Genomic DNA, 14,503 nt, shown 5'->3' on the forward strand with positions numbered 1-14,503 from the left:
CCCGGCGACTGGGCAGGTTTCCGGCGACCCCGGACCCCATGCCGCCGCCAGAAGCCGCTTTTGCTGACAGATAGCGCTAAAGTGTCTGTATGCCCAGGATTTCGGCCGCGAGCAACGCCGCCCAACGCGCCGAGACCCAGCACCGCATCCTGACTGCGTTCGGCGAACTCCTCTTCACCCATGGTCTTCCCGGGCTGACCATGACCGACGTCGCACGCCACGCCCGGATCGGACGGACCGCCGTGTACAACTACTACGCGGACATCGAAGAGCTCCTGATCGCCTACGCGCTGGACGAGACCGAGCGGTTCCTGGTGGACCTGCGCGAATCCCTGGATTCGCTGGACAACCCGGTGGACCGGCTGGCCCTCTACGTCCGCGCCCAGGTCGAGGACCTCAGCAGGCGGCACCTGCCACCGGGCCCCGCGATGGGCGCTGTGCTCTCACCGGCGTCGTTCGCGAAACTGGCGGACCACGTCGGGGAGCTCAGCGTGCTCCTGCAGGGCATTCTGCGCGACGGCATCGCGCAGGGCTACCTGCCGGAGGCGGATATCACCCAGGTCGCGCAACTCATCCACGGCACACTGTCCTCCAGCGCGGCCCGCGGCGACGGTGCCGGCCAGGACTCCGGGGCGGAGGCCCGGCTGGGCCGCACCGTGCGGTTCGTCCAGCTCGGCGCCGGGGCGCGTTTCGACGACGCCGGCCGTCCCGTCCGCGTGAACCCCTAGGCTCCCGCTACGTCCGCACTGCCCGCCGGGCGCGGCGTCCGCGCTAAGCGTCCGTACTAGCGCGCTGTCGGCGCCACCGTCGGAGTCACCGGCCACGCCGATTCATCCACGATCCGCCGTTCCTCGCGCGGGCAGCTGAGTTGCCCCGGCGTCTGGTCGACCAGCTCCGGTTTCGCGAGTCCCTGGAAGTCTCCGGTGAGGACGACGTCCACGCTCGGGTCCGTCCGGCCGTCCTGGAAATAGTCCGAGCCGGGCAGATTGCGCTGCACACTGAACGCCGCAGACTGTCCCGCGGCGCCCGAAACGATCAGCGCCACGCCGCGGTAGCCCGACGTCGTATTGGCCACGGCCCCGACCTTGAATTTGCGGGCGGCGAACTCGCCGGCCACGGACCGGGCGAGGCCGGGCCGGGAGGTGGAGTTGAAAACGTTGAGATTGATTTTCTCCGGCGGCGTGTAGTCGTAGATTGCCTCCGGGCAGACGGACGCGGCTGCCTGGCTGCGCCCCGCCGTCGGGATCTTGATCTGGCCGTTCATGATGGCCAGTGCAACCACAATCGCCGCGGCGACCAGTCCCACGAGCAGCACCAGGACGACGCCATGCAGGATGCGACGTCGCGTCCTGCCGGGATGTTCCGGCAGTCCGTCATCGTCGACGAAGGTGGCGCGCAAATCCGAGCCGGAGATGACGTGGTGCCCATGCAGGACGGTGACGTCCTTCGGCCCTCTAGCCATTTATCACCAGGACGCGCGCGTGAATCGCCGTGCGCTGATGCAACGCCGTCCGGACGGCACGGTGCAGGCCGTCCTCCAGGTACAGGACACCCCGGTACTCCACAACGTGCGGGAACAGGTCGCCGAAGAACGTTGAGTCCTCCGCCAGCAAAGCCTCGAGGTCCAGCGTGCGCTTGGTGGTCACCAGCTCGTCCAGCCGGACCGGCCGCGGCGGCAAGGCCGCCCAGTCCTTGGGCGTGTTGTAACCATGGTCGGGGTACGGGCGTCCCTCGCCCACGGCTTTGAATATCACCATGCCAGCCTAAGGAACTTGGACTGCCAAGGGAATCCAGACTCCCCGGCGGCGGGAGGTTGTAGCCAAACGGTAACCATTTGTCACAGGGTGCGCCCCGGGTTGTCATGGCCAAGACCGCGCCTGCGGCGCAGTCCACAGCGCATGCAAAGATGCCCGCCGGCTGGGAGAATGGTGCCATGACAACTCCCGAGACCCCAGCTTCCCTCTCGCCGTCGGCTCCCCCGCTGGCACTGCTGCTCGACGTCGACGGTCCCGTGGCGAGTCCGGTCACCCGCGCGGTCCAGCCGGAGATCATTGCGGACCTGCTGGCACTGGCCGCGGCGGGGATCCCGGTCATCTTCAACACAGGCCGTTCGGCTGCCTTCATCCGCGAACAGGTCATGGAGCCGATGATCGCCGCCGGGATGCCCGCCAGCATCCTCATCCACGCCATCTGCGAGAAAGGCGCCGTCTGGTTCAGCTACACCTCCACCGGGCCCGGAGCCGTCCACGTCGATCACGATCTGGCCATCCCGAGCGCCTTCGGCGACGACGTCCGCCGGCTGGTCGCCGAGGACTACGCCAGCCACATGTTTTTCGACGAAACCAAACTGGCGATGGTCTCCGTGGAGCAGCACATCTCGGTCGAGAACTCCGACTACCGGGCCGAACAGCAGCTGTTCGACGCCGATGCCATGGACCTGATGGGCCGGCACGGCCTCGGGGTGGTGCGGCTGGACCACCATGCCCCCGATTCCGATGACCGGATCGACTACCGGGTGGATCCCACCATCATCTCCACCGACATCGAGTCGGTCCGGCTCGGCAAGGACCTCGGCGCGAGCCGCGCCGTGGAGCTCCTGGCGGCCCAAGGCATCACCCCGCAGGCCTGGCGCACGGTGGGTGATTCCCGCACCGACTACGCCATGGCCGACTGGCTGCACCACAACGACCACCCGGTGAAACACGTCGACGTCCGGCCCGCCGACGGCGTCCCCGTAAAACCGTACGAGGTACTCACCGCGGCGGACCTGGGGCTGGGTGATGATGTCATCCACGACGACGCCGGCGCCGCCTTCCTGCGCAGCTGGCGCAAGGCCCTGCTGGGCTGAACCAACGGCGTGGAATCCGCGGAAATTTCGGGCGATTTTGGGGCGGGCGTTATTATGCAGGTAGGCACACATTCGCGCAAACATTCACGGAGAACCGACATTACAGAATCATTGGTCCAGGACGAGATCTATTACGGCAGCCAGGCATCGGTCGACGCCCACGAAGAGGTCACCTCAGCGGCGGCCGTCGCGAGGTTCCGGACCCGCGAGGACGTTGTGCGCCGACGCGGCCGGTACGGGCTGGTCAATGAGAACCGTACGCCGTACCAGGCCATGGTCGAGGACCTGATGTTCATCCGCTCGGTGCTGGACGGCGCCGGCCTCGACTACCTCCTGGTCCGTGGCAACAACCACCGTCCGGTCATTGCCGTGGACTGGAAGGACCGCAAGGAACTCCGTGACGCCCTGGTGGCGGCCTGCCACGACGAGCCGTTCTACTCCATGAGCGTCGACGCCAAGAAGAAGTCCGCAGTGCTCGTGGCCGACGGGGAGCTCTCTCCCAACCGGCAGGCGCGGATCTTCCGTCTCTACCGTCCGCGGGTGGAGCCGGAGGGCGGCTTCGAATTCGGTGCCTCGGCCGGGGTGCAGCTGGAACTGTGGAGTTTCGACGGCGACCAGCTGATCCTCCCGATCGAAAACTCGCTGACCCGCCGGACCCTCCTGGCCCAGGACGCCGTCCGCGGCACGGTGGAGCGGTACGGCCACACCTGGCCCACCATCGAGAACATGTTCGCCGACCACGCCAGCGACATCAGCTTCGACGTGGATCTGGTGTTCTCCTGGGTGGACGGCAGCTCCCCGGAATACATCGCGGCCCGGCGCGCACGGATGGCCGGCGTCGTGGTGGGTGAGGGCGACGACCACGAAGCCCGTTTCCGCCAAATCGACGAACTCAAGTACGCGCTGCGCTCGGTGTACATGTTCGCGCCCTGGATCCGCCGGATCTTCATTGCCACGGACTCTCCCGCACCCGCCTGGCTGGCGGATCATCCGGGAGTGACGATTGTCCGCAGCGAGGAATTCTTCGCCGACCCCTCCGTACTGCCCACCCACAATTCGCAGGCCGTGGAGTGCCAGCTCCACCACATCGAGGGCTTGTCCGAGCACTTCCTGTATTCGAACGACGACATGTTCTTCGGCCGCGCCGTCGGACCGGACATGTTCTTTACGCCTGGCGGCATCACGAAGTTCATCGAGGCGGAGACCCGCATTGGCCTCGGGGACAACGACGCGGAGCGCAGCGGTTTCGAGAATGCCGCCCGGGTGAACCGGAAACTGCTCTGGGACCGTTTCGGCCGGATCACCACCCGGCACCTGGAACACACGGCTGCGCCGCTGCGCCGCAGTGTCGTGGCCACGATGGAGCAGGAGTTCCCGGCGGAGTTCGCCAAGACAGCAGCCAGCACCTTCCGCGCGGCTGACAACATCTCGGTGACCAATTCCTTCTACCACTACTACGCGCTGCTGACGGGCCGGGCCGTCACCCAGACGGCGGCCAAGGTGCGGTATGTGGACACCACGGCGAGGGCAGGGCTCAACTACCTGCCCAAGCTGCTCGCCAAGCGGAACATGGACTTCTTCTGCCTCAATGACGGCAGTTTCCCCGAGGTCGCGGCCGAAGAACGGGCCGAGCTGGTGACGGACTTCCTGGAGAAGTACTACCCGATCAAGGCGCCCTGGGAAAAGTAGACAGTTCTGCCAGCGGCGGGCCGCTAGTTGCTGGCGGTCAGCCGGCGGTGACCTGGGGTCTTGGCCGGGTCCTCAAGCTTGGCTTTGCTGGGGATGCGGATCCCTGCCGCTGAGATCCGCCGCTGGGCTTCCGCAGCGGAGACGAGCTCGCCGACTGCGGGGGTGTCGCCCAGCAGAACCACAGAGTGCACGATCGTGTGCTCGTAGACATGCACAAGGTTGAACGCCTGGCCGCCGTCGCGTCCGCGGGTCCCGCCCACCGGGACGTTGAGGTCCTGCGTGTAGCACGTGGCTGACGCTACGGAGACCGGGATCCCGGCGAAAGTCGCCGTGGTGGAGTAGTGCAGATGGCCGCCCAAAATGGCCCTGACGTCGGAATTGCGCAGTACCCCGGCCAGTGCCGCCTGGTCCCGCAGCTCCACCAGGACGGCGAGGTCCAGGACCGAAGGTACCGGCGGGTGATGCAGTGCCAGAATGGTTCCGTCCGGGGCGGGGGTCGCGAGTTCAGCCGCGAGCCACTCCAGCTGGTCAGGGCTCAGCTCACCGTGGTGGAAGCCCGGGACCGAGGTGTCGAGAGTGATGATCCGCAGCCCGTTGATGAAATACGTGTGGTCCACGGGGGCGTCGTCGGCGGGCAGGTCGAGGAGTCCGGTGCGGAAATTAGCGCGGTTGTCGTGGTTGCCCATGGCCCAAATGACTTTAGCGCCCAGGGCCTTGCAGGCAGGCTCGACGATGGCCCGCAGTTTCGCGTAGGCCTCGGGTTCGCCGCGGTCAGCGAGGTCGCCGGTGAAAATCACGGCTTCGGGACGCGCACCGGACGCCCGGACTTCGTCGAAAAGCTGCTGGAGCAGGGCATCGCTGTCGACTTTGCCGAGCAGCGGCGCGGAACCTCCCAACAGGTGGGGGTCACTCAGATGGAGTAGAAAATGACGTGGCCGGGGGTGCTCGGCCTCCATGAGCTCCATTGCTACCTTCCTGGTTGGGTGAAGGCTGTAGCCTCCAACTTCCCTCTCAGTAATGTCTATCCAACCAGACATCCGGCGAACAATGTGCAAACTCCAGTAGGCATGTTTGAAAAAAGGGCAACAACGGGTAATCCGGCGGACACATACTTGCTCCGGTATGTGTCCGCCGGAACCCACTTACTCAGGTACCCGGCGGCTAGCTCAGGTAGCCGTTCGGGTTCAGCACGTACTTCGTTGCGGCGCCGGCGTCGAACTCCGCGTAGCCCTTGGGCGCGTCCTCCAGCGTGATTGCCTTCGCGTTGACGTTCTTGGCGATGTGGACCTTGTCATGCAGGATCGCCATCATCAGCTGGCGGTTGTATTTCATCACCGGACACTGGCCGGTGGTGAAGCTCAGCGATTTGGCCCAGCCGGTGCCGAGGCTGAGGCTGAGGGCACCCTTCTTGGCGGCCTCGTCCACGCCGCCCGGATCCCCCGTGACGTAGAGTCCCGGGATGCCCAAGGCACCGCCGGCGGCTGTGATCTCCATCAGCGAGTTGAGCACGGTTGCCGGCGCTTCCTTCGCATCGTGGCCGTGACCCCTTGCTTCGAAGCCGACCGCATCGACGCCGCAGTCGACTTCGGGGACACCCAGGAGCTGTTCGATCTGCTCGGCCGGGCCACCCTGGGTCAGGTCCACGGTTTCACAGCCGAAGCTTCGGGCCTGCGCCAGCCGGTCCGCGTTCAAGTCCCCGACAATCACGACGGCGGCCCCCAGCAACTGCGCGCTGGTCGCTGCGGCGAGTCCGACCGGGCCGGCTCCTGCGACGTAGACCGTGGAGCCCACTCCCACCCCGGCAGAGACGGCACCATGGAAGCCGGTGGGGAAGATATCTGACAGCATTGTCAGATCCATCATCTTCTCGAGGGCCTGGTCCTTGTCCGGGAACTTCAGGAGATTCCAGTCCGCGTAAGGCACGAGGACGTAGTTCGCCTGGCCGCCGACCCAGCCACCCATGTCGACGTAGCCATAGGCGCTGCCCGGGCGGTCAGGGTTGACGTTGAGGCAGATGCCGGTTTTGCGCTCCTTGCAGTTGCGGCAGCGGCCGCAGGCGATGTTGAAGGGGACCGAGCAGATGTCCCCCACCTTGATGAATTCCACGTCCGGCCCGACTTCCACCACTTCGCCCGTGATTTCGTGGCCGAGCACCAGGTCCGAGGGTGCTGTAGTGCGGCCGCGGACCATGTGCTGGTCGGACCCGCAAATGTTCGTGGCAACGGTTTTTAGGATTACGCCATGGCGCACCGAACGGCCCACGTTGGCGGGGTTGACCCCCGGACCGTCTTTGAGTTCGAAGGTGGGGTAGTCAATGTCGATAAGTTCGACCTTGCCCGGGCCCTTGTAGGCAACGGCTTTGTTCCCTGTCATCACTTTCCTCCTGCTTTCACGGACCCTCGCTAGGAGCGTCCAGTTGTGATTCACGAAGCGTGCTGATGTACCGTCCCCAGGCACCCGGCGGCAGATCCGCCAGCGCGCTGACGCACGTCGGCGCCATGGAAGTACCCGGATTTTTGGAAGGTCCGGCCAGTCTAGGCGGTAAGCATGCTTAGGGATAGGGGCCGTTGTCCCCTTGTGGTCTTGGGAGCCGGCTCTCAGCTGAGAGCCGACTGCACCGCTTCAATGACCTCCGGTGAGTCCGGCTCCACCGTAGGGGCGAAACGGGCAACTACCTCGCCGTCGCGGTTCACCAGGAACTTCTCGAAGTTCCATTTCACGAGTCCGGGCAAGACACCGTTCTTGAACTTCGTGAGCTCGGCGTAGAGCGGATGCTGCTTCTTGCCGCGGACATGGGATTTGGCGGTGAGCGGGAAGGTCACGCCGAAGTTCCGCTCGCAGAATTCGACAATCTCGGAGTCGGCAGCCGGCTCCTGGCCCGCGAACTGGTTGCAGGGGACGCCGAGGACCTGGAAGCCCTGATCGCGGAACTTGTCGTGCAGGGCCTGGAGGCCTGCATACTGCGGCGTGAAACCGCACTGCGACGCCACGTTCACCACCAGTACCACCTCCCCCTTAAAGCGGCCGAAGCTGGTGTCCGTGCCGTCGATCAGGGTGATCGGAATGTTATGGAGAGCTGTCATGGGTGCGTTCCTCGCGAAGTCGGTGGTGAAGGTCGTGTCCGGCGTGCGCTCCGGAATAGGTCACAACAGTCCTTCGATACCACAACGCGCGGGTATGGGTTTGTATGCCTGCTACGGTCCGGGCGACAACGACGGAGCCGCCGTTGAGTCGCTGGTCGCCGTTGGTTCACCGGTCGTCGACGCTTCACTGGTCGGTGTGGCCGCGGGCGTGGCCGGTGCCGAAGTAAGCTCCGGGGCCGGCACGGGCGCCGGATCCCCGGTGGGCTCCAACGAGGTCGGCGCCGGTTCCACGATCGTGGGGAGCGCCGGCGCGGTCGGCACCGTCGGGGTCGGAGTAGGAGTCGGCGTCGGGGTCGGGGTCGGCGTCGGCGTCGGGGTCGGCGTCGGCGTCGGGGTTGGCGTCGGGGTTGGCGTGGCGGAGCCGGGCTCCGAGGGAGACGGGGTGCCGCTCGGCGGCTGGGAGCCCCCCGGGGTGGCGGTTCCGCCAGGCGTCGAAGTGCCCGGCCGCGGCTTCGTCGGCGACGGCTCCTCCGGAGTAGGGGTGGCCGTGGCGGAGGGCAGTTTCGGCAGCGCGGATATGGGCAACTCCTGGGCGCCGCCGGTGACTTCATGCGTCTTGTCGTCGGACACCGGGACGGCCCAGCCGAGCGCCGCGTTGGAGGGCTTGTCGGCGTCGGGCGCGTAGCTGGTCATGGCGATGGTGCCCAGGCGGTCCGTCTGCTTGATCGGAAGAAGCGTCCAGTCATGAGGGTTCTTGTGGGAGCCGTTAAGGATGGTCTCAAAATGCAGGTGGCAACCGGTGGAGGATCCGGTGGTTCCCACCCGGGCAATGACCTCGCCGACCCGCACCGAGTCGCCCTTCTTGACGGCGATCGCCTCAAGATGGTTGTAGGTGGTGATCAGCCCGTTGCCGTGGTCTATTTCCACGCGGTTGCCGCCGCCCCAGGGGTGCCAACCGACTGCCCGCACCACACCGGCGTCGGCCGCATAGACACGGGTGCCGCAGGCCGCGGCGTAGTCCTGCCCCCAATGGAATTCGCCCGCCGACCCGGTGATGGGGCTGGTCCGCAGCCCGAAGGGAGAGGACTCCCGAAGGGATTCGAGGGGCGCCATCAGGAAGCCTTCCGCCGGCCGCTTCAGCCCGGAAGATGCCACATTGAGCTCACCCGGGACTCCGCTCTTGGACGCCGTCTCGACCTGGGAGCGCGTGTACGCCACCAGCGCCAGGGCGTCCGCGGTGACAGCTGACGACGCCGGGGCCTCACCGCCATTACCGGAAGCAGCGCTGGCGGCTGCGCCGGCGGTGCCTGGGTCCAAAACGCCGGGCCCCACAACACCGGAGGCCAGAGACGAAGATGGCGTCACAGCTGAGCCCGTGCCGGACAGCCCCTGGACCCCGAAGGTCAGGACCGCCAGGGACAGGCAGACGCCGCCGGATATACAGCGCACGGCGGTGATCCGTGCCCTGACTGCCTGCTCACTCGATGAGTTTCCCCAATGTTTTCCCACGATGTGACTCCTGCATCCTGTCCGCCAGTCCCCGATTTCACGGACTCAACGTTCTTATGGGACCACAATCGGGTGGCACTGGGAACCGTAAAAGCTACCCCTTTCAAACTCAAGTGGCAGCCCAGTAGTACTGGGACGCGGGGCAAGTACTGTGACTTCAGCGATGAGCGAGAATGGACTATGCGCAACCTCCTCAGGGAATGGCAGGCCGAACTCAAACAGACGTTTACCGGGACCCGGGACGCCGTGCCGGAGTGGGTGCCGCGGCTGGCAGAGGGGGACGATCCCGGCTACCACCTGCCCGGCTCCGCGGTCTGGGCAGTCCATGGGGACATGCCGACAATCGTCGCGGGAATCCGGGCCCTGCTGATGCAGGCGCTCCATCCCGGTGCGCTGGCCGGGGTCCACGACCACTCCCGGTTCCGCGAGGATCCCCTGGGCCGGCTGGCGGGAACCATCCGCTGGATTTTCACTGTTTCTTACGGTTCAACTGCCGCGGCCCGCGCAGCCTCCGACTGGGTGTTGCGGCTGCACGAATCGGTGCGCGGGGACTATGTGGACGGGCACGGTGTCGCCCGGACCTATGCGGCGAATGACCCGGAGCTGCTCCGCTGGGTGCACATCGCCTTCACCGACGCGTTTCTCTCCGCTCACAAGATCTGGGGCAGGCCCATACCTGGCGGTCCCGACGCCTACGTCCGCGAGTGGGCGCAGGCCGGCGAACTGATGGGGGTGGTATCCCCGCCGCTCAGCGAGGAGGAAATGCGCCGGCAGCTGGACCACTGGTACGACGCCGGCGAGCTGCGTTCCGACGAAAAGGTCGCCGAGACGGTCGCATTCATCCGCGATCCGCCGCTCCATCCCGTGCTCAGACCGGGCTACCGGGTTTTGTTCGCGGCGGCCGTAACCAGCCTCGAACCCAAATACCGCGAACTGCTGGGCCTCCGAACAGCGCGGCTCGGACCGATCCCCCTGCCCGTGCGGCTGGCCACCAGGGTGACACTCGGCGTCGTCCATCTTGCCTTGGGCCGGATGGGGCCCAGCGAGCAGGCCGCCCGGGCCCGGCTTCGCAGGCTCGGCTACCCCGGGACGCAAAAAGGCCCCGGTCCAAAGGACCGGGGCCAACCGCGGAGAATGGGGGATTTGAACCCCCGAGGGCGTTAACCCAACACGCGTTCCAGGCGTGCGCCATAGGCCGCTAGGCGAATTCTCCAGTAGCTTCTGAATCAAAAGCAGATACTAGAATACCTGAACTTCCCGGCATCGCCCAATTGGCCCCTCCGGCCCCCGCCCCACGGGACATGCCCCACCCCCGCCGCGGCCCCTGGACATACCCCCGTTATGCCCACTCCTGGACGCGAAAACTGGGCATGTCCCACGGGATTTCCCGGGACCAAAGAGTGCGATTCGGGGCACACTCAAATGTCGGGTAAACTTGCTGACGGCCCCTCATGTGGCGTCATCCTGTTGAACTCCCCCAGGACCGGAAGGTAGCAAGGGTAAATGGGCTCTGGCGGGTGCATGAGGGGTCTTTTATGTCTGTGCCGATTGGTAGGGTTTAGCTGTGACTGTTACTACCGCTCTTTACCGTAGATACCGCCCTGATTCGTTCGCGGACGTTATCGGGCAGGAACACGTCACCGAGCCGCTCATGACGGCCCTGCGCAAGAACCGTGTGAACCACGCCTACCTCTTCTCGGGCCCCCGCGGCTGCGGTAAAACCACTTCCGCCCGCATCCTGGCCCGTTGCCTGAACTGCGCCGAGGGCCCCACGGACACCCCCTGCGGGAAGTGCCCCAGCTGCGTCGAACTCGCCCGCGGCGGCTCCGGGTCCCTCGACGTCATCGAAATCGACGCCGCCAGCCACGGCGGTGTGGACGACGCCCGCGACCTTCGCGAACGGGCCACGTACGCCCCCGTCCGAGACCGCTACAAGATCTTCATCATCGACGAGGCCCACATGGTCACCTCCGCCGGCTTCAACGCGCTGCTCAAGATCGTCGAAGAACCGCCGGAACATATCAAGTTCATCTTCGCCACCACGGAGCCGGACAAGGTCATCGGCACCATCCGCTCCCGCACGCACCATTACCCGTTCCGCCTCGTGCCGCCGGAACCGCTCATGGCCTACCTTGAACTGCTCTGCGCGCAGGAAAACGTCCCCGTGGCGCCGGGCGTGCTCTCGCTCGTCATCCGGGCCGGCGGCGGCTCCGTGCGCGACTCGCTGTCCGTCCTGGACCAGCTCATGGCGGGCGCCGGCCCCACCGGCCTGGACTACGAACTCGCCGTCGCGCTTCTGGGGTACACCCATGCCTCCCTGCTGGACGACGTCGTGGAGGCCGTGGCCGCGTCCGACGCCGCCACCGTCTTCCGCGCGGTGGACCGCGTCATCCAGACCGGACATGACCCCCGCCGGTTCGTCGAGGACCTGCTCGAACGCTTCCGGGACCTCATCATCGTCCAGGCGATGCCGGAAAGCGCCCAGTCAATCCTTCGCGGCATGCCCGCGGACCAGATCGCACGCATGCAGAACCAGGCGCACAACCTGGGCGCGGCCGAGTTGTCCCGGGCGGCGGACGTCACCAACACCGCCCTGACCGAGATGACCGGGGCCACCTCGCCGCGGCTGCACCTCGAACTGCTGTGCGCCCGAATCCTGCTGCCGTCCTCCGAGCAGACCGAGCGCGGAATTGCCGCCCGGATCGACCGGGTGGAACGCCGCCTGAACTACGCCGGGAACGACGTCGGGTCCCCCGCAACGGCGCCTCCCGCTCCGGCGCCGTTGGTTGCGGCGCCATCGGCTCCTGTGCAGTCCGTTACTGCGCCGTCCGCTTCGGCGCCATCGGCTCCTGTGCAGTCCGTTCCTGCGCCGTCCGCTTCTGCACCCGCGGTTCCTGCCGCGGCCGGTCCGGCGGCCCCGGCACCCGCAACTCCGGCTCCTGCCGCCGTCCCCGAAACTGTCCCTGCCCCCGCCACGACACCGGAGCGCGAGACGGAACCGGCCAGGGAAACGCTCACGCCCCCGCGCGTCAGCACCAGCGACTGGCCCGTCGACGAGCCCGCCGGGGCGGACCGGGCACCCTCCGGGAAGGCTCCGGCCCCGCAGGCGTCCGCGCCGACGCAGCCGGCTCCAGCGCCAGCGGCCACGGCACAACCCGTTCCGACTCCTTCCGGACACAATGCGTCCGTCCCATCCGTGCCGGTCCGCACCCAGCAGCCCCCCGCGCCAGCGCCGGTGACGGCACCGGCCGCCGGCTCCGGGCCCGACGTCGAGGTCCTCCGCCGCGCCTGGCCGGAGATCCTGCAGACGCTGACCAAGATCAAGCGGAGCACGTGGGCCCTCGTCGAACCGAATGCCCAGGTGGGCCACTTCGAGGACCATGTCCTGACGCTCGCGTTCACCACCTCCGGGCTGGCCGGCGCGTTCGGCCGCGCGGACCACTCAGAGAACCTGCGGCAGGCGATCCACAAGACCATCGGCATCGAATGCCAGATCAATGCCGTGGCCAGTGGAAGCAACAGCGCAGCGAGCTCTGAGCCAAACCCAAAAGTACCCGTTAGCCGGGACGTCCCGGCCACGTCCACTGACGCTGACTGGGGGCTGCCCCCGGCCGCCGCCCCGGCGCAAACCGGGTCACCGCAGCCAGCGCCCGCCCCGGCAGCTGTTCCGGTCATTCCGGCTGCTCCGTTACTCGCGCATCCGGCGGCTCCGGCTCCCGCGCTGCAGACCGCTCCAGCCCGGGCAGCCGACTCCCCTGCCCCGGCAGCGTCCGCTCCCGAGCGGCCGTCCGCGCCGGCAGTCGCAGCGGCCGGCGAGCAGCCGGCCGGGCCGCCGGAGCCCGCCGGATCCTACGCCTACCCCGACGACGACTGGGGACCCCCGCGCGACGAGGACGCTCCGCCGCTCGACGAAGAACCGCCTATGGACTGGGACCCGTCGACCCCGGCCGTGGTGCGTTCCGCCCGGCCGGCCGCCGAGCCCGCACCCTCCCGCCAAAGGAAGGCCGCGGCAGGGCGAGCAAGCACGGCCTCTCAGGAGTCCCCGGCCACTGTCCCGATTCCCCAGGCGCCGGACGCCGCCAACGACCCGTGGGCCCGTGCAGTTGAAGCGGCTCCCGGAATCTGGGCCGTCGGGACAAGTTCCAATGTCGGGAGCTACCCGCCGGAGGAGTCGGTGTCACCCGAGCCGACGCCGGAGCCGGAACCGCCGCACTACGAACCCGCGGCGGCCCAGGTCCCGCACTACGCCGCAGCAGTGTCGTCATCCGCCGCCTATGAGCCAGTGGTGTCCGCGTCGAACGGCTGGGGAGACTCCGCCGAGTTGGTGCCGGCCGGTGCTGCAGCCGCTCCAGCCTCGGCAAGCGCTGCGCCCATCGCCGCGCCCGCCATACCCGCTGCTCCAGTCTCGGCAAGCGCTGCGCCCGTCGCCGCGCCCGCCCTTTCACCAGTTACTGCCCCTGAAGCTCCGGCCGCGTCGAACCCGACGGCGCGGCAAAGCCTCTACCAGCGGCTGTCCAACAGCCCGGAAGCCGAGGCCGGACGGGCCAAGGCTCCGGCCCGGGCCGCAACCACCACCTACGTCCAGGACATCCCGAGCGCTGACGACGAAACGATCGAGGAATCGGGCGTATTCGGACGGGCCGCCGTCGAACGCATCCTGGGCGGAAAGCTGGTTGAAGAGCGGTCACTGGACGGAAGTCCGCTGCCGCCGCGCTTCTAACCTCCCCGTCGGGCCCTCCGCCCGTCATCACCCCAAACGAACGAGGACATTGTGTACGAAGGTGCAGTTCAAGAGCTGATTGACGAGCTCGGACGCCTTCCCGGAGTCGGGCCGAAATCCGCGCAACGGCTAGCCTTCCACATCCTCGAGGCGGACCCGCAGGACATGAAACGGCTCGTGGACGCCATCACCATGGTCAAGGAACGGGTGAAATTCTGCACGGTATGCGGCAACGTGACGGAGCAGGAGCTGTGCAACATCTGCCGCGACCCGCGGAGGGACCCCTCGATCATCTGCGTCGTCGAAGAATCCAAGGACGTCCTCGCCGTCGAACGCACGCGTTCGTTCCGCGGCCGGTATCACGTGCTGGGCGGGGCGATTAACCCCATTGCTGGCATCGGCCCGGAGCAGCTCCGGATCCGCGAACTCCTCACCCGGCTCAATGACGGCGCCATCCAGGAAATCATTATCGCCACGAACCCCAACCTTGAGGGCGAGGCCACTGCGACCTACCTGGCGCGCATGCTCAAATCGATTGGCATCGCCGTCACGCGTCTGGCCTCGGGTCTGCCGGTGGGAGGCGACCTCGAGTACGCCGACGAGGTCACCCTGGGCCGTGCCTTCGAGGGCCGCCGCAACGCGCTGAGCTGAGGA

General features: G+C 67.1%; 12 protein-coding genes, 1 tRNA gene and 1 other RNA gene. 7 read left to right on the forward strand and 7 right to left on the reverse strand.

Annotated elements, in window-relative coordinates:
* The first annotated feature begins 89 nt into the window (after positions 1-89).
* Entirely contained in the window at positions 90-728 is a 639-nt protein-coding gene (locus tag ASE96_RS06250) for a TetR/AcrR family transcriptional regulator (protein ID WP_056427590.1), read from the forward strand.
* A gap of 56 nt (positions 729-784) precedes the next feature.
* Here the strand turns inward: ASE96_RS06250 and ASE96_RS06255 are convergent, their stop codons facing one another.
* Together ASE96_RS06255 and ASE96_RS06260 are read right to left on the reverse strand one after the other, a co-directional pair.
* Positions 785-1,462, reverse strand: a complete 678-nt coding sequence (locus tag ASE96_RS06255; protein ID WP_056427593.1) for a LytR C-terminal domain-containing protein — start codon at positions 1,460-1,462, stop codon at positions 785-787.
* A complete protein-coding gene (locus tag ASE96_RS06260) occupies positions 1,455-1,754 on the reverse strand; it encodes a type II toxin-antitoxin system VapB family antitoxin (protein ID WP_120954228.1) in 300 nt (99 codons plus the stop codon). The genes ASE96_RS06255 and ASE96_RS06260 overlap by 8 nt, the downstream gene beginning before the upstream one ends.
* A 179-nt stretch (positions 1,755-1,933) precedes the next feature.
* On the opposite strand from ASE96_RS06260, the gene ASE96_RS06265 reads away from it, so the two are divergent.
* Both ASE96_RS06265 and ASE96_RS06270 read left to right on the forward strand, forming a co-directional pair.
* Positions 1,934-2,848: a hypothetical protein gene (locus ASE96_RS06265; protein ID WP_056427600.1), complete on the forward strand. Its 915-nt coding sequence runs from the start codon at positions 1,934-1,936 to the stop codon at positions 2,846-2,848.
* Between the two features lie 54 nt (positions 2,849-2,902).
* The gene (locus ASE96_RS06270; RefSeq protein WP_056427602.1) at positions 2,903-4,537 is read left to right on the forward strand and encodes a stealth family protein; all 1,635 of its coding nucleotides are present in this window, start codon (positions 2,903-2,905) and stop codon (positions 4,535-4,537) included.
* Between the two features lie 23 nt (positions 4,538-4,560).
* On the opposite strand, the gene ASE96_RS06275 is transcribed toward ASE96_RS06270, so the two are convergent.
* The 4 genes from ASE96_RS06275 to ASE96_RS19705 form a co-directional block, all read right to left on the reverse strand.
* The gene (locus ASE96_RS06275; RefSeq protein ID WP_056427605.1) at positions 4,561-5,502 is read right to left on the reverse strand and encodes a phosphodiesterase; all 942 of its coding nucleotides are present in this window, start codon (positions 5,500-5,502) and stop codon (positions 4,561-4,563) included.
* Between the two features lie 196 nt (positions 5,503-5,698).
* On the reverse strand, positions 5,699-6,910 hold the full coding sequence (fdhA, locus tag ASE96_RS06280; RefSeq protein WP_056427608.1) for a formaldehyde dehydrogenase, glutathione-independent: 1,212 nt from the start codon (positions 6,908-6,910) through the stop codon (positions 5,699-5,701).
* Between the two features lie 224 nt (positions 6,911-7,134).
* A complete protein-coding gene (locus ASE96_RS06285; RefSeq protein ID WP_056427611.1) occupies positions 7,135-7,620 on the reverse strand; it encodes a glutathione peroxidase in 486 nt (161 codons plus the stop codon).
* Positions 7,621-7,731: 111 nt separating this feature from the next.
* Positions 7,732-9,069, reverse strand: coding sequence for a M23 family metallopeptidase (locus ASE96_RS19705; protein ID WP_056427614.1), 1,338 nt, complete (start codon positions 9,067-9,069; stop codon positions 7,732-7,734).
* Positions 9,070-9,309: 240 nt separating this feature from the next.
* On the opposite strand from ASE96_RS19705, the gene ASE96_RS06295 reads away from it, so the two are divergent.
* Complete coding sequence (locus ASE96_RS06295) at positions 9,310-10,293, forward strand: oxygenase MpaB family protein (RefSeq protein WP_082492616.1); 984 nt, start codon at positions 9,310-9,312, stop codon at positions 10,291-10,293.
* Here ASE96_RS06295 and ASE96_RS06300 read toward each other — a convergent pair.
* Positions 10,258-10,342, reverse strand: a tRNA-Ser gene (locus ASE96_RS06300). The two genes, ASE96_RS06295 and ASE96_RS06300, sit on opposite strands and share 36 nt — an antisense overlap.
* Before the next feature lie 227 nt (positions 10,343-10,569).
* Between ASE96_RS06300 and ffs the strand changes: the two genes are divergently transcribed.
* From ffs to recR, 3 genes are all read left to right on the forward strand, one after another.
* Positions 10,570-10,666: signal recognition particle sRNA small type (ffs, locus tag ASE96_RS18775), an RNA gene on the forward strand.
* A 27-nt stretch (positions 10,667-10,693) separates the two neighbouring features.
* Positions 10,694-13,849 carry a DNA polymerase III subunit gamma and tau gene (locus ASE96_RS06305; RefSeq protein ID WP_082492617.1) on the forward strand — a complete coding sequence of 1,052 codons (3,156 nt, stop codon included), beginning with the start codon at positions 10,694-10,696 and terminating at the stop codon, positions 13,847-13,849.
* Between the two features lie 51 nt (positions 13,850-13,900).
* Complete coding sequence (gene recR / locus ASE96_RS06310) at positions 13,901-14,500, forward strand: recombination mediator RecR (RefSeq protein ID WP_056427620.1); 600 nt, start codon at positions 13,901-13,903, stop codon at positions 14,498-14,500.
* Positions 14,501-14,503: the final 3 nt, after the last annotated feature.

This window comes from Arthrobacter sp. Leaf69 (assembly GCF_001422645.1).
Taxonomy (GTDB): Bacteria; Actinomycetota; Actinomycetes; order Actinomycetales; family Micrococcaceae; genus Arthrobacter.